At 59.6% G+C, this 18,470-nt stretch carries 18 protein-coding genes; 16 read left to right on the plus strand and 2 right to left on the minus strand.

The annotated features are described in order from the left end of the window. Nucleotides 1-40 precede the first annotated feature (40 nt). The 8 genes from rpsA (at nucleotide 41) to cysM (ending at nucleotide 7,444) form a co-directional block, all read left to right on the plus strand. Nucleotides 41-1,756 (plus strand): 30S ribosomal protein S1, encoded by a 1,716-nt coding sequence (gene rpsA / locus V0R37_RS18805; protein WP_420376000.1) that lies wholly within the window; start codon nucleotides 41-43, stop codon nucleotides 1,754-1,756. Nucleotides 1,757-1,761: 5 nt separating this feature from the next. Then, nucleotides 1,762-2,127, plus strand: a complete 366-nt coding sequence (locus V0R37_RS18810) for an integration host factor subunit beta (RefSeq protein ID WP_420376001.1) — start codon at nucleotides 1,762-1,764, stop codon at nucleotides 2,125-2,127. A gap of 146 nt (nucleotides 2,128-2,273) precedes the next feature. Continuing rightward, nucleotides 2,274-2,597, plus strand: a complete 324-nt coding sequence (locus V0R37_RS18815) for a lipopolysaccharide assembly protein LapA domain-containing protein (protein ID WP_420376002.1) — start codon at nucleotides 2,274-2,276, stop codon at nucleotides 2,595-2,597. A 21-nt stretch (nucleotides 2,598-2,618) separates the two neighbouring features. Continuing rightward, entirely contained in the window at nucleotides 2,619-3,893 is a 1,275-nt protein-coding gene (lapB, locus tag V0R37_RS18820) for a lipopolysaccharide assembly protein LapB (protein WP_420376003.1), read from the plus strand. Next, nucleotides 3,890-4,819, plus strand: a complete 930-nt coding sequence (gene rfaE1, locus V0R37_RS18825; RefSeq protein WP_420376004.1) for a D-glycero-beta-D-manno-heptose-7-phosphate kinase — start codon at nucleotides 3,890-3,892, stop codon at nucleotides 4,817-4,819. Before lapB ends, rfaE1 begins: the two co-directional genes overlap by 4 nt. Beyond that, nucleotides 4,816-5,811 carry an ADP-glyceromanno-heptose 6-epimerase gene (gene rfaD / locus V0R37_RS18830; protein WP_420376005.1) on the plus strand — a complete coding sequence of 332 codons (996 nt, stop codon included), beginning with the start codon at nucleotides 4,816-4,818 and terminating at the stop codon, nucleotides 5,809-5,811. Before rfaE1 ends, rfaD begins: the two co-directional genes overlap by 4 nt. Before the next feature lie 170 nt (nucleotides 5,812-5,981). Then, a complete protein-coding gene (locus tag V0R37_RS18835; protein ID WP_420376006.1) occupies nucleotides 5,982-6,485 on the plus strand; it encodes a ComEA family DNA-binding protein in 504 nt (167 codons plus the stop codon). A gap of 53 nt (nucleotides 6,486-6,538) precedes the next feature. Then, complete coding sequence (gene cysM / locus V0R37_RS18840) at nucleotides 6,539-7,444, plus strand: cysteine synthase CysM (protein WP_420376007.1); 906 nt, start codon at nucleotides 6,539-6,541, stop codon at nucleotides 7,442-7,444. 38 nt (nucleotides 7,445-7,482) lie between these two features. Here cysM and mltB read toward each other — a convergent pair whose 3' ends face one another. Next, nucleotides 7,483-8,721, minus strand: coding sequence for a lytic murein transglycosylase B (gene mltB / locus V0R37_RS18845; RefSeq protein WP_420376008.1), 1,239 nt, complete (start codon nucleotides 8,719-8,721; stop codon nucleotides 7,483-7,485). A 10-nt stretch (nucleotides 8,722-8,731) separates the two neighbouring features. Here mltB and V0R37_RS18850 point away from each other — a divergent pair, with 10 nt between their 5' ends. Genes V0R37_RS18850 through V0R37_RS18860 form a run of 3 tightly spaced genes read left to right on the plus strand, consistent with a single transcriptional unit; the run spans nucleotide 8,732 to nucleotide 11,385 of the window. After that, nucleotides 8,732-9,655, plus strand: coding sequence for a histone deacetylase family protein (locus V0R37_RS18850; protein ID WP_420376009.1), 924 nt, complete (start codon nucleotides 8,732-8,734; stop codon nucleotides 9,653-9,655). Between the two features lie 50 nt (nucleotides 9,656-9,705). After that, complete coding sequence (locus V0R37_RS18855) at nucleotides 9,706-10,455, plus strand: electron transfer flavoprotein subunit beta/FixA family protein (RefSeq protein WP_420376010.1); 750 nt, start codon at nucleotides 9,706-9,708, stop codon at nucleotides 10,453-10,455. Next, complete coding sequence (locus V0R37_RS18860; protein WP_420376011.1) at nucleotides 10,456-11,385, plus strand: electron transfer flavoprotein subunit alpha/FixB family protein; 930 nt, start codon at nucleotides 10,456-10,458, stop codon at nucleotides 11,383-11,385. A 79-nt stretch (nucleotides 11,386-11,464) separates the two neighbouring features. On the opposite strand, the gene V0R37_RS18865 is transcribed toward V0R37_RS18860, so the two are convergent. Continuing rightward, nucleotides 11,465-12,388 carry a LysR substrate-binding domain-containing protein gene (locus V0R37_RS18865; RefSeq protein WP_420376012.1) on the minus strand — a complete coding sequence of 308 codons (924 nt, stop codon included), beginning with the start codon at nucleotides 12,386-12,388 and terminating at the stop codon, nucleotides 11,465-11,467. Nucleotides 12,389-12,519: 131 nt separating this feature from the next. Here V0R37_RS18865 and V0R37_RS18870 point away from each other — a divergent pair, with 131 nt between their 5' ends. From V0R37_RS18870 to V0R37_RS18890, 5 genes are all read left to right on the plus strand, one after another. Further along, on the plus strand, nucleotides 12,520-13,719 hold the full coding sequence (locus tag V0R37_RS18870) for a CaiB/BaiF CoA transferase family protein (RefSeq protein ID WP_420376013.1): 1,200 nt from the start codon (nucleotides 12,520-12,522) through the stop codon (nucleotides 13,717-13,719). Nucleotides 13,720-13,763: 44 nt separating this feature from the next. Beyond that, entirely contained in the window at nucleotides 13,764-14,549 is a 786-nt protein-coding gene (locus V0R37_RS18875; RefSeq protein WP_420376014.1) for an enoyl-CoA hydratase/isomerase family protein, read from the plus strand. A gap of 49 nt (nucleotides 14,550-14,598) precedes the next feature. Continuing rightward, entirely contained in the window at nucleotides 14,599-15,567 is a 969-nt protein-coding gene (locus V0R37_RS18880) for a tripartite tricarboxylate transporter substrate-binding protein (protein WP_420376015.1), read from the plus strand. Nucleotides 15,568-15,666: 99 nt separating this feature from the next. Continuing rightward, nucleotides 15,667-17,163, plus strand: coding sequence for an aldehyde dehydrogenase family protein (locus V0R37_RS18885; protein ID WP_420376016.1), 1,497 nt, complete (start codon nucleotides 15,667-15,669; stop codon nucleotides 17,161-17,163). 22 nt (nucleotides 17,164-17,185) lie between these two features. Then, entirely contained in the window at nucleotides 17,186-18,391 is a 1,206-nt protein-coding gene (locus V0R37_RS18890; protein WP_420376017.1) for an ABC transporter substrate-binding protein, read from the plus strand. Nucleotides 18,392-18,470 lie beyond the last annotated feature (79 nt).

Here is an 18,470-nt window from a genome sequence, read left to right on the forward strand (position 1 = left end):
GTGTTTTTAACAGCCATTTCCGGCTTTTGGATTTAACTTAATGTCCACCATTTCCACATCTGTCGCCACCGGCGGCGAAAGCTTTGCCGACCTGTTTGCCGAAAGTATCAAGAACCAGGACATGAAGTCCGGTGAGGTAATTTCCGCCGAAGTCGTGCGCATCGATCACAATTTCGTCGTGGTCAATGCCGGTCTCAAGTCCGAGGCCTTGATTCCCCTTGAAGAATTCCTGAACGATCAGGGCGAGCTCGAAGTCGAAGCGGGTGATTTCGTATCGGTCGCCATCGATTCGCTCGAAAACGGCTATGGCGACACCATCCTGTCGCGCGACCGCGCCAAGCGCCTGTCGGCCTGGCTGCAGCTGGAACAAGCCCTGGAGTCGGGCGAAATGGTTACCGGCACGATCACCGGCAAGGTCAAGGGCGGTCTTACCGTCATGACCAATGGCATCCGCGCCTTCCTGCCCGGCTCGCTGGTCGACCTGCGTCCGGTCAAGGACACCACGCCCTACGAGGGCAAGACCATGGAATTCAAGGTCATCAAGCTTGATCGCAAGCGCAACAACGTTGTGCTGTCGCGTCGCTCGGTGCTTGAAGCCAGCATGGGCGAAGAACGCCAGAAGCTGCTTGAAACCCTCAGCGAAGGCGCCGTGGTCAAGGGCGTCGTCAAGAACATCACCGATTACGGCGCGTTCGTCGACCTGGGCGGTATCGACGGCCTGCTGCACATCACCGACATGGCATGGCGCCGTGTCCGTCATCCTTCGGAAGTCCTGCAAGTCGGCCAGGAAGTCGAAGCCAAGGTCCTCAAGTTCGACCAGGAAAAGAGCCGCGTCTCGCTGGGCGTCAAGCAGTTGGGCGAAGACCCATGGGTCGGCCTTGCCCGCCGCTACCCGCAAGGTACACGCCTGTTCGGCAAGGTCACCAACCTGACCGACTACGGCGCGTTCGTTGAAGTCGAAGCCGGCATCGAAGGCCTGGTGCATGTGTCCGAAATGGATTGGACCAACAAGAACGTCGATCCTCGCAAGGTAGTCACCCTGGGCGAAGAAGTCGAAGTCATGGTTCTGGAAATCGACGAAGACCGCCGCCGCATTTCGCTGGGCATGAAACAGTGCCGCGCGAATCCGTGGGAAGAGTTCTCCATCAACTTCAAGCGTGGCGACAAGGTCCGCGGTGCGATCAAGTCCATCACTGACTTCGGCGTGTTCGTCGGTCTGCCTGGCGGCATCGACGGCCTGGTTCACCTGTCCGACCTTTCCTGGACCGAAACCGGCGAAGAAGCCGTGCGCAACTTCAAGAAGGGCGACGAAATCGACGCCGTGGTCTTGGGCATCGACACCGACAAGGAACGCATCTCGCTGGGCATCAAGCAGCTGGAAGGCGATCCTTTCAACAACTTCGTGGCCACCTACGACAAGGGTGCCGTCGTTCCCGGCGTCATCAAGTCGGTCGAAGCCAAGGGTGCGGTCGTGACCCTGTCGGTCGATGTCGAAGGCTACCTGCGCGCATCCGAAATCTCGGCCGGCCGTGTCGAAGACGCCACGACTGCCCTGAATGTCGGCGACAACGTCGAAACCATGATCGTCAATATCGACCGCAAGACGCGTTCGATCCAATTGTCGATCAAGGCGCGCGACAATGCCGAAACCGCCGACACCATCCAGCGCATGTCCGACGCCAGTGCGTCGTCCGGCACCACTAACCTGGGCGCCTTGCTCAAGGCCAAGCTCGACCAGCAGCGCGACGACGGTTAATTGGCGTGACGAAGTCGGAACTGATAGCGATTCTTGCTAGCCGCTACCCGCAGCTGGCAGCGCGCGATACGGATTACGCCGTTAAAACGGTACTCGATGCCATGACCCAGGCCCTGGCCGGTGGTCAGCGCATCGAGATCCGCGGATTCGGAAGTTTTTCCTTGTCCGAGCGTTCGCCGCGCATAGGGCGTAATCCCAAATCGGGCGAGAAAGTCATGGTGCCCGGCAAGCAGGTGCCGCATTTCAAGCCCGGTAAGGAATTGCGCGAGCGGGTCGATTCGGCCTGCGACGCACAGACCCAGGCCGACGATGACGGCGGTGAACCCATCTTCACATTGGGGCAGCTCGATACGCGCATCATGCATGGTTAAGCCTGATTCGCCTCGTTATTGCCATCGGCGCAATCGCTGAAACAGGGCCCTCCAACGCGAGGGCCCTTTTCTATTTGGCGCATAAGGGGGATTCAGGCCCGATTCCCCTTACAATTATCGGATTCCCGATTTATTGGAGTATTCCCATGCGTTACCTGGTTTGGATATTAAGGCTGGTGGTGTTCGTTGTTGTCCTGATGTTCGCCCTTAAGAACACCGGCCCGGTGGACGTAAGCTTTTTTGCCGATCACGTAGTAACAGGCGTGCCCCTGATCGTGGTCATGCTGGCCGTGTTTGTTTTGGGCGTCATCTTCGGCTTGCTGATTGCCGCGCCGTCCATCATGCGCAGGCGCCGCGAAGCGGCCAGGCTAAGGCGCGAGCTGGTTCGGCTGGAAGAAAAGAGCCGGCAGCCCGCCGTGCCCGCCGCAGCGGTCGCTCCGGAAACCATCGCGCCTTTGGCTCCCCTGTAATTCGCAACAAGGTTGAACTCAGTGGATTTTGAACCCTGGTGGTTGATATTCCTGCCTTTACTATTCGCACTCGGATGGATCGCCGCGCGAGTGGATTTCAGGCAGATGCTTTCCGAAACCCGGTCTTTGCCGAACTCCTATTTCAAGGGGCTGAATTTCCTGCTCAATGAAGAGCCCGACAGGGCCATCGATGCGTTCATCGAGGTTGCCAAACTGGACCCCGAAACGTCCGAGCTGCATTTTGCGCTGGGCAGTCTGTTCCGCCGCCGGGGCGAAATGGAACGTGCCATCAGGGTGCATCAAAGCCTGCTTTCACGCGCCGATCTTCCGCAGGCCGATCGCGAAAGCGCCCAACATGAACTGGCCCAGGATTTCCTGAAGGCCGGCATGCTGGATCGCGCCGAGCAGGCCTTTGAGCAAGTCCTCGATACACGTTTCGCTGTGCCCGCGGTACGCGCCCTGATACGCATATACGAATCCGAACACGACTGGCCGCGCGCCATTGAGGCGGTCAAGCGCTTGCGCGCCCTGATCGACGAGCCGGTGCCCCAGTTGGTGCATTACCAATGCGAGCGCGCCGTATCGGCCATGGCGGGCAAATCGCCCGACCTGACGGCGGCCAGCCAGGCACTGGATGCGGCCGACCATGCCGCGACGGCATTGCGGGGCCAGGCCCACGGCCAGGCGTCCGAAGCGCGCATCGCCATGCTGCGGGCGCAATTGTCACGCCTGGACAACAAGCCGGAGCGCGAGCGCGCCTATCTGGCATCGGTGCTGACCATTGCTCCCGAATATGCCAGCCTTATCGCCGGCGACCTGCTGGAATGCTACCGCCGGGTGGGGCAGCAGGCCGAAGGGTTGGAGGTGCTTCGGGCGCATTATCTGCGTTATCCTTCGCTGGACATGTTCAATGTGGTTTTCCGCGAACTTCGCGCCCAGCAGGGATACAAGCCCGCCTGGGCGTTCGCCCGCGAGGCGCTGCGGGCGCATCCTTCGCTGTTGGGCCTGGACAGGCTGCTGGAGGCCGAGCTGGCCACCCACGAAGACCAAAGCCCTCCAAGCGGCGCGGTGGTCGACGGCAAGGGCCAGGCAGTGCAGGTCTCCACGGTAGCCGCCGATATCGCCTCGGGCGCCGACCTGAGCCTGTTGCGCTCCCTGATCCACAAGCATACCCAGAGGCTGGACCGCTATGCATGCCGCGTGTGCGGCTTCGAGGCACGCCACTTCTACTGGCAGTGCCCCGGCTGCAATTCCTGGGAAACCTATGAACCCCGCCGTCTGGAGGAGATGAAATGATGCCGTTTCCGGCAGAGGCGGTAAGCCGCGTAAAAGTGTTGGTGGCGGGCGACATCATGCTCGATCGCTACTGGTTCGGGGAAGTCGATCGCATTTCCCCCGAGGCGCCGGTTCCCGTGGTGCGCGTTGCGCGCCGCGAAGACCGGCTGGGCGGCGCAGCCAACGTCGCGCGCAATATAGTGGCTTTGGGCGCGCAAGCGAGCCTGTTGGGCATAGTCGGCAGCGATGAGGCCGGCGGCAGGGTGGCGGCGCTGGCGCGCGAGGCGGGCATCAATTCCTGCCTGGTCACCGACGACACCTCGCCCACCACCCTGAAAATGCGTGTGCTGGGTCGCCAGCAGCAGTTGCTGCGCGTGGATTTTGAAGAAGGACCGGGCACCCAATGCCTGGACAGGCTGGATGCCTTGGCCAGGCAATTGATTGCGCAGCACGATATGCTGGTGCTCTCCGATTACGCAAAAGGCGCCCTGGACAGGGTCGAGGTCCTGATCGCCGCGGCGCGCGAGGCCGGTGTCCCGGTGCTGGTCGACCCGAAGGGGCATCTGTATCAGCGCTATCGCGGCGCCACCGTCATTACGCCCAACCGTTCTGAAATGCAGGATGCCGTGGGGCGCTGGAAGGACGAAGACGACCTGGAGCGGCGCGCACAGAAATTGCGGACCGATCTGGATCTGGAGGCATTGCTGGTCACACGGTCGGAGCAAGGCATGACCTTGTTCTCCGAAGAGGGCCGTGAGCACACGGATGCGCACGCCCATGAAGTATTCGATGTGTCGGGCGCGGGCGATACCGTGCTGGCCGCGCTGGCCGTTACACGCGCGGCGGGATTGTCCTGGTTCGATGCGGTGTTGTGGGCCAATCGTGCTGGCGGCGTCGTTGTGGGAAAGCTTGGAACATCGGTCGTAAACGCGGGAGAATTATCATGATAGTTGTAACCGGAGGCGCCGGTTTCATCGGCAGCAATATCGTGCGCGGGCTGAACCTGCGCGGCCATACCGATATTCTCGTGGTCGACGACTTGACCGAAGGGGATAAGTTCCTGAATCTGGTCGACGGGAAAATTGCCGACTACCTGCACAAGGATGATTTCAGGCAGCGCATTGCCAAGGGGCAAATCCAGAATATCGAAGCCATATTCCATCAGGGCGCATGTTCCGATACCACCGAGCGTAACGGGCACTATATGCTGGACAACAATTACCGCGTCACGCTGGAGCTGTTCCAGCATTGCCAGGCAAGCAAGATTCCCCTGATCTATGCCTCCTCGGCGGCCGTCTACGGCGCGGGGCCGGTGTATGTCGAAGATCCCTTGTATGAATCGCCGTTGAACGTGTACGGCTATTCCAAATACTTGTTCGATCAGGTATTGCGCCGCCATTTGGACGCGCTTTCCGCGCCCGTCGTGGGCTTGCGCTACTTCAATGTCTATGGGCCCAACGAGCAGCACAAGGGGCGCATGGCATCGGTCGCCTTCCACAACATGAACCAGTTCCAGGCCGAGGGCCATGTAAGACTGTTCGGCGGATGGGACGGCTATGTCGATGGCGGGCAATTGCGCGACTTCGTCTATGTCGACGACGTCGTGGACGTCAACCTGTTCTTCCTCGATCATCCGCAAATATCGGGCATATTCAATTGCGGAACGGGGCGGGCGCAGCCTTTCAACGATGTGGCGCGCACCGTCGTCAATACCTTGCGCGCCAGCCACGATCAGCCCGAACTGTCCTTGCAGGATCTGGTGGGCAAGAAAGCGATCCAGTACATCGCTTTCCCGGACGACCTCAAGGGGCGCTACCAAAGCCATACGCAGGCGGACTTGACCCAATTGCGCGCCGCCGGCTACGACAAACCGTTCCGCGATGTCCAGACGGGAGTGGCGCAATACGCAAGGACGTTGCTGGAGCAGGGCCGGATCTAGCGTGCAGGGGCGGGGCAATGGCGTGGCAGGGTAGGTTTACGCATGGATCATTGACTGTGCAGCCGCTATCCGTCCAAGAGTGATATTGGGATCATTGCAGTCAGGAAGCGGGCCGGTTCCGTCCAGGCGGACTTGCAAGCTTCCTTTCACTTCACTATCGGAGGCTGCTCATGAATCCTTTCACTGAATCCACCGTGGCCCGTCCGTGGGCCGAAAAGGCCTGCGCAAAGTTCGGGCCGGTACTGGTCGCGCGGACTGCAAGACGCCGCCCTTCGCTGGCCGGCCTGGCGCTTGGCGTCCTCGCCGGCACCGTCTCCATGCATGGATTGGCATTCGCGATCGACGTCAATGCCGCCACGCAGGAACAATTGCGCGAATTGCGCGGCATCGGGCCCAAGACAGCACAAGTCATCATTGAAGAACGCGCACGAGGAGGCCGCTACGAATCGCTGGACGACCTTTCCGATCGGGTCAAGGGCATAGGGCCGAAAAAAGCGGCCGCGCTGCAAGCGTCGGGGCTTACCGTAGGTTCGGGTTCGGCTTCCGGCCCGGGTTCGACCATGTCCTCATCGCCTTCCGGCCGAACCATGGCCGCTACGCCAGGCAAGGCCGGCGATCGGGCGGCAAGCCCGGCTTCGACCGCTCCACCCAGCCAGCGGGCGCGTACCAAATAGCCGTTGCGACGTTGTCATGCCGCGGTCAGGCGCTTGGGTGTATTATTTCCAGCATGAAAAAATACCTCACTATCGAAGATACCATCGGCGCAACGCCTCTTGTACGGCTGCAGCGCATTCCGGGCGAGTTCGGCGAGCGGCGCGGCAACGTGATCCTGGCCAAGCTTGAAGGCAACAACCCTGCGGGCTCGGTCAAGGATCGCGCGGCCAGCTCGATGATCCGCCGCGCCGAACAGCGCGGCGACATCAAGCCGGGCGATACCCTCATCGAGGCCACCAGCGGCAATACCGGCATTGCCTTGGCCATGACGGCCGCGGTGCGCGGCTACAAGATGATACTTATCATGCCCGATAACTTGTCGGTGGAGCGGCGCGCGTCCATGACGGCCTATGGCGCCGAACTCATTCTTACACCGGCCAAGGACGGCGGCATGGAGTACGCGCGCGACCTGGCGACACGCATGCAGGCCGAGGGCAAAGGCAAGGTGCTGGATCAATTCGCCAATGCCGACAATCCCCTGGCGCACGTCGAAACCACCGGCCCCGAACTTTGGCAGCAGACCGACGGCCAGATCACGCATTTCGTCAGCGCCATGGGGACCACCGGCACCATCATGGGCGTAGGCAGCTACCTGCGGTCCAAAAACAAGGACATACAGATTGTCGGGGCCCAGCCGGCGGAAGGCTCGCAGATTCCAGGCATACGAAAATGGCCCGAAGCCTATCAGCCCGCCATTTATCATCCGGAACAGGTGGATCAGTTTGAACTGATTTCTCAGACCGAAGCCGAAGACATGGCGCGCCGTTTGGCCGCCGACGAAGGCATCTTCGGCGGCATATCGTCGGCCGGAGCCCTGGTCGCCGCCATGCGGGTGGCCGCCCGCGTCGAAAACGCCACCATCGTATTCATCGTATGCGATCGCGGCGACCGTTACTTGTCGACGGGCGTTTTCAACTAAAAGGGGGCCGCGGGGCTTTCCCTTGGGTGGACGGGACCTCAGTCCGGTCCGCCGTATCCCATGCGGTCGGACAGGGCTTTGGCCAGGTCCGCGACCGAGGTGGCGTAGAAATAGCTTCGGTTGTAGTGCGTGATGGCAAAGAAGTTGGGCGTGCCGATACGGTATTCGGCAAGTTGGCGCGGCTCGTCCAGCAAATCCACAATGCCCATCTTTTGCCCACGCCAGTCGGCCGCCATGGCTACTTGATGATTCTTGGTGCGTGCGGATGGGTTCTGCGCCTGCGTACCTGGCGAAGGGCGCAGCGCCGCTCCCTGGGCCTGCAATTGAGTCCAATCGTAGGTGGGATACAGGCCTCCGACGACCATGGCCTGCGGATTGCGCGGCAAGGTTGCAGGGGCGAATACAGGCAAGCCCGGAACCCATCCGTGCAGTCGCAGAAAGCGCGCCACCGAGACAATGGCGTCGTCGACGCTGTAAAGCAGATCGATGCGGCCGTCGCGATTGCCGTCGGCCGCATAGCGCATCAGGCTTCCGGGCATGAATTGCGGCAGGCCCATGGCTCCGGCGAACGAACCCATGGCCTCTTTGGCGTCAAGCTTCTTTTCGTAGTCCAGCTGGATGAGGTCGGCCAGTTGATCGCGGAATAGCTGGCTGCGCTCGGGCCGGCTGTCGTCGGGATAGCTGAAGCCAAGGGTGGCCAGGGCATCCAGCACCCGGAAGTTGCCGGTGTGCCGGCCGTAAATGGTTTCAACGCCTATGATGGCCACGATGATGGACGGCGGCACGCCATACTCGCGTGCCGTCCGGTCCAGGGTGGATCTGTTCTGTTCCCAGAATTTCTGGCCGGCATTGATGCGCACGGGCTCCACGAAACGATTCCGGTACGTGACCCAGCTGCGGCGTATGCGCGTCTTGGCCGGCGCCATCAGCCTGGCCGCCGTGGCGTTGTACTGGGCGTCCTTGAGCAAGGCCTCCACGTGCGCAAGCGGTATGTGGCGAACGCGAGTGATCTCGCTGGCATAGGCTTGCATGGAGGGTATGAGCTGGCCGTCAGCTTGGCGATAGACCGTCCGGCCGACAACAGAGGAGCCTGCCTTGATGGAATCCGTGCTGCCAGAAGCCGGAATCGCTTGCGTCGCGGTTGGGGCGGAAATGTGTGTGGGAGCCGCCGGCGAGCCCTGTGGCGCTTGCGCCAGGGCGGCGGTTTTATTGGCGGCGCAACCCGCCAGGAATACGGCGATGGATCCGACTTGCAATATACGGACTGGTTTGAACATAATCATCCTTATGGCGACTCTCTATATTACTCATCCCGCATGCCGCTTGCATGAAATGGGAAACTGGCATCCTGAAAGCCCCGACAGGCTGGATGCCATCAACGACCAACTGCTGGCGAGCGGGATGATGGACTATGTCCACGAGATTCAGGCCACACCGGCCACCGAAGCCGATGTCCTGCGCGTGCACACGCCTGAATATCTGGCCTACCTGCGCCAGCATGCGCCCGCCAGCGGCTATTTCCCCATAGACCCCGACACGGTAATGAATCCGCATACGCTGGAGGCCGCATGGGCGGCCGCGGGCGCCGGCATTGCGGCTGTCGATGCGGTCATGGGCGGCGGGGATCGCACCGCCTTCTGCGCCGTCCGGCCACCCGGGCACCATGCCCGGCCCGGCCAGGCTATGGGGTTCTGCTTGTTCAACAATATCGCGGTCGCCGCGGCCTATGCCCTGGAAAAATACGCCCTGAATCGGGTGGCCATCGTCGACTTCGATGTCCATCACGGCAATGGCACCGAGGAAATGTTCGCCGGAGACCCACGGATCCTGATGTGCAGCTTTTACCAGCACCCCTTGTTTCCGGGGACGCGCCAGGATCCGCCCGCCGATAACATGATGAACATTCCGGTCGATGCCTATACGAAAGGAGACGCCCTGCGCATGCTGGTGGACGACGCCTGGATGCCGCGTTTGCAGGCGTTTCGGCCCGAGCTTATTTTCATATCCGCCGGTTTTGACGGCCATCGCGAAGACGACATGGGCCAGCTTGGACTGGTCGAATCGGACTATGCGTGGATCACCGGCCGTATCGTGGAACTTGCCAATGAGACCGCCCAGGGCAGGGTGATCAGCCTGCTGGAGGGCGGGTACAGCCTGTCGGCGCTTGGGCGCAGCGTGGTGGCGCATATCCGGGCCTTGGCAACGTTGTAGAATAAGCCGTTTATATATCTGTTTTTTTTAGAACCTCTGGAGAGAGCTCGATGAAGGTGCTGGTACCCGTCAAGCGTGTCGTTGATTACAACGTCAAAGTGCGCGTAAAGTCCGATCAAAGCGGCGTGGATATCGCCAATGTGAAAATGTCCATGAATCCCTTCGATGAGATCGCGGTCGAAGAAGCCACGCGCTTGAAGGAAAAGGGCGTGGCAACGGAGATCATCGCGGTTTCCTGCGGTGTTGCGCAATGCCAGGAAACCTTGCGTACCGCCATGGCCATCGGCGCCGACCGCGCCGCCTTGGTGCAGACCGACGCCGAGCTGCAGCCCCTGGCCGTGGCCAAGCTGCTCAAGGCCCTGGTCGACAAGGAACAGCCCCAATTGGTCATCCTGGGCAAGCAGGCCATTGACGACGATGCCAACCAGACCGGCCAGATGCTGGCCGCCTTGCTGGACTGGCCGCAAGCCACCTTTGCCAGCAAGGTCGACGTAGAGGGCGACAAGGTCACGGTCACGCGCGAAGTCGATGGCGGGCTGGAAACGCTTTCGCTGAAGCTGCCGGCCATCGTCACGACCGATTTGCGCCTGAACGAGCCGCGTTATGTGACGCTGCCCAACATCATGAAGGCCAAGAAGAAAACGCTGGATGTCATCACGCCGGAAGACCTGGGCGTGGATGTTGCCCCGCGCCTGAAGACGCTGAAGGTTTCCGAGCCGCCGGCGCGTTCCGCGGGCATTACCGTGCCCGATGTGGCAACGCTGGTCGACAAACTGAAGAATGAAGCGAAGGTGGTTTAAATGACGATACTGGTAATTGCTGAACACGATAACGCGCAACTGAAGGGCGCTACGCTGAACGCAGTCGCCGCGGCCTCCAAGTTGGGCGGTGACATTCATGTGCTGGTGGCGGGAAACGGCGCCAAGGACGTGGCCGACCAGGCCGCGCAGGTGGCCGGTGTGGCCAAGGTGCTGCTGGCCGACGGACCGGCGCTGGCCGAGGGCCTGGCCGAGAACGTCGCCGCGCAAGTATTGGCGGTGGCAGGCGGCTATAGCCATATTCTTTTCCCTGCGACGGCGGCGGGCAAGAACGTGGCCCCCCGTGTTGCGGCCAAGCTGGATGTCGCGCAGATTTCCGACATTCTTTCGGTCGAGTCCGCCGACACCTTCACGCGCCCCATTTATGCGGGCAATGCGATTGCCACGGTGCAATCGTCCGATGCAGTCAAAGTCATCACCGTGCGCACCACGGCGTTCGACGGCGTGTCCGCCCAGGGCGGCAGCGCGGCGGTGGAGTCCTTGAGCGCCGCGGCCGATTCGGGGCTGTCCTCCTTTGTGGGCCGCGAGGTCGCGAAAAGCGACCGTCCGGAACTGGCTGGCGCATCGGTGGTGGTATCGGGCGGGCGCGGCCTGGGCAGCGCCGAGAATTTCAAGATTCTGGATGCGCTGGCCGACAAGCTGGGTGCGGCGCTTGGCGCTTCGCGCGCCGCGGTGGATGCGGGGTACGCGCCCAACGATTGGCAGGTCGGCCAGACCGGCAAGATCGTGGCGCCCCAGTTGTATGTGGCGGTGGGTATTTCAGGCGCCATCCAGCATCTGGCGGGCATGAAAGACTCCAAGGTCATCGTCGCCATCAATAAGGATGCCGAAGCGCCTATTTTCGGCGTGGCCGATTACGGCCTGGTGGCCGATCTGTTCCAGGCTGTTCCGGAACTGGTTCAGGCTTTGTAACCTGGTGCGATAGCCGATAATCGGCGCGTTGAACCCAAAGGGCCTGCGGCTTGTTAGCCGCAGGCCCTTTTTGTATGTATCAGTACAGTACCCTGCAGCCAGGCCAATATTTGTCGCGAATGAGTTGCTTGATCAGTGCCTTGGTCAGCGAGATTACTTTCTGGACGGCTGGATTCTCCGGCGCCCCAACGCTGGAGCACAAGGAAATTTCGCGCGACAGATCGAAATCCAAGGAATGAGGACGGATGATGCCGCTGACGGTTTCCGGCTGTGCTGCGGAGTAGGGGAGTATGGTGGCGGCCAGCCCTTCACGAACGGCCGGGATCAGAATGGCGGACGTACTGGCTTCGGCGAACAGGTTGTAGGTCAGGCGCGCCGACAGAAAGGCGTGGTCCACCCGCGCCCTTAGCTGGTTGGGCAGGCTGGGCAGTATCAGAGGAATGGCCACGATCCGGTCGATGGGGACGTTTTTCTGGGGGAGCTTCACGCTTGAGTGGGTCAGCAGATATAGGTCTTCGATCAGAAGAGGTGTGATCTCTATGCCTTTAATGGATTGCTGATCGGGAGACAGGGAAAAATCCACTCGGCCCTGGAGCACAAGCTTGGTCAGATCGGCACTGGGGATATCGACGATTTCAAGCACTATCCCAGGAAATTCCTGCTTGACCAGCTTCATGAGCGGCAGGGCGATCATGCGGGCGGTGCTTGAAGCCAATCCGATCGAAACGGTACCTGCGATGCGGGTGTCATTCTTGGCCAGCAGGCTGCGCGTCGTATCGATCTGCCTGAGTATGGTCTGCGCGTGGCGATAGAGCAGGGCGCCTTCGGATGTCGGCTGCACTCCCCTGGCGCCTCGATTCAGCAAGCGCACCCCGAGCTCGTCCTCCAGCAAGGCGATTTGCTGGCTTAGCGCCGGTTGAGCGACATGCAGGCTTTCCGCGGCTCTGGTCATGTTCTGCATCTCGAACACTCGTACGAAGTACTGCAATTGCTTCAGGTTCATGGTTTCTGGAGTGCTTGTGAGAAGGGTGGCTGTAAGGAATAAGATTAACTTATTGGTTCATCGTAAAAAAGTATTTTCCTTGTTGTTTTTCCATGCCTAGAATGAAATGAAATAGGAAGGAGATAACCAGCATGAGCCTACCCTTAGCCGGGCTGAAGATTTTGGATCTGACCCGCGCCCTGTCGGGGCCTTTCAGCACAATGATACTGGCCGATCTCGGGGCCGAAGTAATCAAGGTCGAGCCGACGCCCGACGGCGATATGGTGCGCCAATGGGGACCTTTCGATAGCGATATAAGTGTTTATTATCTTAGCGCCAACCGAAATAAAAAAGGGATAGCGATCGATTTTCGCAGCTCCGAAGGTCTGGGGCTGATAAAGAAAATGGCCCTCAAGTCCGATATCGTCGTGGAGAATTTCAAGGTCGGCACCATGGAGAGCATGGGCTTGGGCTACGAAGAACTGGCCAGCGAAAAACCCGGCATCATCATGGCGTCGATCTCAGGCTTCGGCCGCAAGGGTCCCGCCAAGTCATGGGCGGGCTTCGATCAGATCGCTCAAGGTTATTCGGGCTTCATGAGCCTGACTGGCACGACGGAATCGGGTCCGACCAGGGTGGGCACGGCGATAGGGGATCTAACCGCCGGGATGTGGGTGGTCATCGGAATTCTGGCGGCTGTGGTGGAGCGCAAGGAAACGGGCCGAGGACAGCATGTGGAAACCTCTTTGCTTGCCAGCTTGATGGGGCTGCTCAGCGTGCAGGGACAGCGTTATCTCAGCGTGGGCGAGGTGCCCGCGCCCTGCGGGAATGTGCATCCGGTTATCGCTCCTTATGGCACTTTCGATACGGCCGATGGCCCCCTGAATCTGGCCCCGGCGACTCAAGCAATGTGGACCAAGCTTTGCTCCATTCTGGAGCTTGATGAGCTGACGGTTGACCCTCGTTTCATTACGAACGCACAGCGTATGCAGAACAGGCATGCCCTTAAGGAATTGCTCGAGTCCAGCCTGAAACGCAAGACGAGAATGGAATGGACGCCATTGATGATCGAGCATGGTATTCCAGCGGGACCCATCAACAATCTTGAGGACGTGTTCAACGATCCGCAAGTGTTGGCCTGCGGCATAGTCCAGAGTGCGGATCACTCCACGGTAGGCGAACTGAAGCAAGTCGGGCTGCCCGTCAATCTTTCGAATATGGACGAGGGCTCGGTTCGCACCGCGCCACCGCTGCTGGGACAGCATACGGCTAGCGTTTTCTCCGATTACGGTTTTGATGCCGGCGAGGTCCGCCGCCTACTTGAAAAGAAAGTGATTCATCAAGCTGATTGATGTTTACCGCATTCGATCACTGAGCACGGGCAGAAATGGACAACATGACTTCTTACAAGCAATGGGTAAATGATCCCGCCGTACCGGCGTTGGTCATGGACGGAGCGGTGGCAACCATCCGGTTCCGCAAGCCGGCTCTGGCCAATCGCTTGAGCCCGATGGATTTGCAGGTGCTTCGCGGCCACATCGATGTCGTGAATCAGAGCGAAGGCATCCTGGTCCTGCGCTTCGTTGGGGAAGGCAAGTATTTTTGCAGCGGCTACGACATTTCCTCTCTAGCCGCCGCCGATGCGCCCAGCTCTCTATTTTTTGGTGAAACCATAGACATCATCGAAAACGCCCGTCCTGTCACCATCGCAGCGATACAGGGCGGGGCATACGGAGGCGGCACGGATTTGTCTTTGGCGTGCGACTTCAGGGTTGGTTCGCGCGCCGCGAATATGTTCATGCCCGCAGCCAAACTGGGATTGCATTTCTATCCAGGAGGCATGTCCCGCTATATATCCCGGCTGGGGCTCAATCAGGCGAAACGGCTTTTCCTGACAGCCGAAAAGATAGAGGCGGAGGAAATGCTGCGTATTGGATTCCTGACTGACCTGGTCGACGAGGAGGTCTTGACGGAGCGTGTGGATGAGCTTACCGGCGTGCTGGCGGCGATGGCGCCTATAGCCTTGCTGGGAATCAAAAAGCATTTGAATCGGATTGCCCGTGCGCAGGCCGATATCGACGAGATCGAGGAAGAAGTGCGTCGATCGGAGGCGTCACGCGATATTGCGGAAGGGGCCTTGGCATGGAAGGAAAAGCGGCCGCCCGTATTTACCGGGTCCTGAGCGTCCTACCGCTCAGGAGACAGAAAAATAACTAATGCAGGAGATAAGCATGAAAAAATTTTCGCGAATAATGATTATGGGCCTGGCAATGTGTGCCGCGACGGCAGCGTCCGCGGCGACGGCATATCCGACCAAGCCCATTACGCTGGTTCTGGGATTCCCGCCCGGCGGAGGGGCGGATAGTGTCGGCAGGGTATATGCCAATGCATTGAGCAAGATACTGCAGCAGCCTGTCGTCGTCGAGAACAGGCCGGGTGCCGGCTCGACGATCGCCGCCGGCATGGTGGCCAAGGCCAGGCCGGACGGATACACCTTGTACCTGGGCAATGCCAGCGTGATGGGAAGCGACACCGCACTTTACGATGTGAACTACACCGCTGCTGATTTCATGCCTGTGGCCAGGCTCACCACTTCTCCCATGATACTGATTGCCAGCAAGAAATCGGGCATAAGCAGCGTGGAGGATCTGCTGGCAAGGGCCAGGAAGGCACCCGGCACCATCAATGTGGCATCGTCCGGAAACGGCGTAATCACTCACCTTGGAGCAGTGGAGTTCATGCAGCTGGGTAAGATCAAGCTGATGCATATTCCGTACAAGGGTGGCGCGGCGGCCACGCAATCGGTGGCTGCCGGAGACACCGACATTTCGTTCGCCACGGCGCCCTCCGCGCGTACCGCCATCGATACGGGCAAGGCGATAGGCCTGGGCATTACGTCGGCGAAACCGTCGGCGCTCATTTCCCAATACCAGCCAGTTTCAGAGCTTGGCCTGCCCGGCTACAGCATTACAAACTGGTGGGGAATCTTTACGCCCAAGGGCACGCCCGCGGAGATTGTAAATACCTTGTTCAAGGCAAGCAATCAAGTGCTCGAGAGTCCCGATGTGAAGCAAAGCTTTGCGACGGTGTACGAAGAGGTGGCTCCATCCGAATCGGTCGAGGAATTCACCCGTTTCGCCAGGCAAGAGGGAGAGCAGGGATTGCGGTTGGCCAAATTGAGCCGAGAAACGGCAAACTGAGCTTTTTTGTAATCTTGCTTCGAGCGCTTGCTCCGTGGAATCGGACATTTGGCGTCGCAATATTGGACCAGTACAACAAACTTAGGGTAGGAGACAATTTTGGCTGATACATTGCATACAGGCAAGGCCGCGGCGGGTTTGGCGCGTCGCTTGTCGGGTAATCATTTTATTGGCGGCCGGCTTGTTGCCGCCGCGTCGGGCGAAACATTCCCGGTCGTGAACCCGGCGACCGGCCTGGAGATCGGGCGGGCGGCCAACGGCACCGGCGCTGATGTGAACGCGGCGGTTGACGCGGCGGTGAAGGCCCAGAAAGAGTGGGCCAGGATGCCTGCTCGCGCACGAGGCAAACTGCTGAATGAGTGCGCCGCTCGTTTGCAGGAGCAGGCCGAGGAAATCGCTCAGTTGCTGGCCCTGGAAACCGGCAAGGCAATCCGGACGGAAAGCCGGCCCGAGGCCATGGTGGTCGCGGATTGCTTTACGTTTTACGGCGGGTTGGCCGGAGAGCTCAAGGGGGAAACGATTCCGTTTTCGCCCACGATGATGACCTTGACCCAGCGCGAACCCATTGGTGTCGTAGGCGCCATTCTTCCCTGGAACGCGCCGTTGATGCTGATGGCGTTCAAGATTGCGCCGGCCCTTGCGGCTGGCAACGCCGTGGTCGTCAAATCTGCGGAAGAGGCGCCATTAGCGGCTTTGCGCATCATCGAGATAATGAACCAGGTATTGCCGCCGGGCGTCGCCAATATTCTGTCGGGCTTTGGCCCCGAGTGCGGAGCCCCATTGGTCGAACATCCAAAGGTGGGCAAGATCACCTTTACCGGTTCTGTCGAGACCGGAAGGCATATTGCGCGCGCGGCGGCGGAAAAGCTCATCCCGGTTACGCTGGAGCTAGGCGGAAAAAGCCCGATGATCGTCATGGATGATGCCGATCTGGATAAAGCCGTGGCGGGCGCTGTGGCCGGAATGCGCTTTACGCGCCAGGGACAGAGTTGCACCGCCGCGTCGCGCATGTTCGTGCATGAGTCCATTGTGGACGCGTTCGTGGATAAAGTGGCCGAAAAGGTCAACGCCATGAAAATGGGCGATCCGCTCGATGAGGCAACGGATATCGGCACCATTATTTCCCCGGGGCAGTTCGAGCGGGTGCATTCATACATAAAGATGGGCGAACAGGCGCCCGGCGTACGGATCCACCGCCTGTCGTCGGTGCCCGACGATCCGCAATTCAAGAAGGGTCTTTTTGTTCAGCCTGTGATTTTTACGGGTATCGCAAATGACCATCGTGTAGCCCGCGAGGAAATCTTCGGCCCCGTGACCTGCGTAATTCCATTCACGGACTATGAGGATGTCATCGAGCAAGCCAACGATTCCGATTTTGGGCTTGCCGCAACGATCTGGACCAGAAGCCTGAAGGTCGCCATGGATGCCACACAGCGTCTACAGGCGGGCTTGGTTCAAGTGAATCAGAACATCGTGGCCCAGCCCGGGCTGTCATACGGTGGCATAAAGCAGTCTGGCCTTGGCAAGGAAGCATCTCTGGAGGCGATGCTGGAGCATTTCACTCACAAGAAAACCATCATAATCAATTTGGATTAGTACCAAATAAGGAGACATGAAAATGAAAAAAACAATGATATCCCTGGGCGTGGCCGCATGCTTGGCGGCATCCAGCGCTTTAGCTGCTGATGATGTAATGCGCATTGGCGTCTTGAATGACCAATCGGGCTTGTATTCCGACTTTGGCGGTGTGACATCGGTGATTGCCGCTCAAATGGCGGTCGATGATTTTGGCGGAAAACTGCTGGGCAAGAAAATCGAGGTGATCTCCGCCGACCACCAGAATAAAACCGATATCGCTACATCCACCGCCCGCAAATGGTTCGATGTCGACAAGGTTGAGGTCATAGCCGACTTGACCAATTCAGCCGTTGCGCTGGCGGTGCAGGGGCTTGCCAAGGAGCGCGGGAAAATTACGTTGGCGTCAGGGCCATTTTCCACCAGGCTGACGAACGAAAGCTGCTCGCCCACAGGCTTCCATTGGGCTTTCGATACGTATGCCTCGTCGGTCGGTACCGCGCGCGGCGTTCTGCAGGATGGCGGAAAGAACTGGTACATCCTTGCGGCGGACTATGCCTTTGGCGCGCAGATGGCCGCGGACTTGACCAAAACCGTTACCAGCAACGGCGGAACTGTGCAGGGTCAGGTCAATCACCCGGTCAATACACCGGATTTCGCTTCCTTCCTGTTGCAGGCACAGTCCTCAAAGGCCCAGATTGTCGGTTTGGCCAATGGCGGAACCGACACGGTGAATTCCATCAAGCAAGCGGCCGATTTCGGCTTGGTGGAGCAGGGGCAGCGCCTGGTGGCTTTGGCGCTTGTGATCAGCGACGTACATGCATTGGGGCTGGATAAAGCGAAAGGCCTGGTTGCGACAACGGCCTACTATTGGGATCGCGACGATGAAAGCCGGGAGTTCGCCAGGAAGTTCGAAGAGCGGGCCAAGCGCAAGCCGGGCATGGTTCAAGCGGGCGTTTATTCATCGGTTCTTCATTATCTGAAAGCGGCTCAGGCCGCCGGCACGCTCGATGGGAAAGTGGTTGCCGGAAAAATGCGGGAACTGCCGGTCAATGACTTCTTTGCAAAGAACGGCAAGGTACGCGCGGACGGCCGTATGGAACACGATATGTATCTGATCCAGGTCAAGACGCCCTCGGAGTCCAAGGGACCTTGGGATTACTACAAGGTTCTTCGCACGCTTTCCGCTGATCAGGTCACGATCCCGCTTGCTGAAAGCAAGTGCGAATTAGTCAAGCAGAAAAGCTGAAATCGAAACTGAAACCAGAATGGCCGGGGGCGGCACTGCCTGCTCCCGAGCCCTGTTTACGCCTTACGCCACAGGAGAA

The organism is Pollutimonas rozaliensis (assembly GCF_048751585.1).
Lineage (GTDB): Bacteria > Pseudomonadota > Gammaproteobacteria > Burkholderiales > Burkholderiaceae_B.

Bases quoted from the DNA above. Each gene is read 5' to 3' on its own strand.
- rpsA (WP_420376000.1), top strand. From the start codon at position 41: ATGTCCACCATTTCCACATCTGTCGCCACCGGCGGCGAAAGCTTTGCC.
- V0R37_RS18815 (WP_420376002.1), top strand. From the start codon at position 2,274: ATGCGTTACCTGGTTTGGATATTAAGGCTGGTGGTGTTCGTTGTTGTC.
- rfaE1 (WP_420376004.1), top strand. From the start codon at position 3,890: ATGATGCCGTTTCCGGCAGAGGCGGTAAGCCGCGTAAAAGTGTTGGTG.
- rfaD (WP_420376005.1), top strand. From the start codon at position 4,816: ATGATAGTTGTAACCGGAGGCGCCGGTTTCATCGGCAGCAATATCGTG.
- V0R37_RS18835 (WP_420376006.1), top strand. From the start codon at position 5,982: ATGAATCCTTTCACTGAATCCACCGTGGCCCGTCCGTGGGCCGAAAAG.
- cysM (WP_420376007.1), top strand. From the start codon at position 6,539: ATGAAAAAATACCTCACTATCGAAGATACCATCGGCGCAACGCCTCTT.
- mltB (WP_420376008.1), bottom strand. From the start codon at position 8,721: ATGTTCAAACCAGTCCGTATATTGCAAGTCGGATCCATCGCCGTATTC.
- V0R37_RS18850 (WP_420376009.1), top strand. From the start codon at position 8,732: ATGGCGACTCTCTATATTACTCATCCCGCATGCCGCTTGCATGAAATG.
- V0R37_RS18855 (WP_420376010.1), top strand. From the start codon at position 9,706: ATGAAGGTGCTGGTACCCGTCAAGCGTGTCGTTGATTACAACGTCAAA.
- V0R37_RS18860 (WP_420376011.1), top strand. From the start codon at position 10,456: ATGACGATACTGGTAATTGCTGAACACGATAACGCGCAACTGAAGGGC.
- V0R37_RS18865 (WP_420376012.1), bottom strand. From the start codon at position 12,388: ATGAACCTGAAGCAATTGCAGTACTTCGTACGAGTGTTCGAGATGCAG.
- V0R37_RS18870 (WP_420376013.1), top strand. From the start codon at position 12,520: ATGAGCCTACCCTTAGCCGGGCTGAAGATTTTGGATCTGACCCGCGCC.
- V0R37_RS18875 (WP_420376014.1), top strand. From the start codon at position 13,764: ATGACTTCTTACAAGCAATGGGTAAATGATCCCGCCGTACCGGCGTTG.
- V0R37_RS18880 (WP_420376015.1), top strand. From the start codon at position 14,599: ATGAAAAAATTTTCGCGAATAATGATTATGGGCCTGGCAATGTGTGCC.
- V0R37_RS18890 (WP_420376017.1), top strand. From the start codon at position 17,186: ATGAAAAAAACAATGATATCCCTGGGCGTGGCCGCATGCTTGGCGGCA.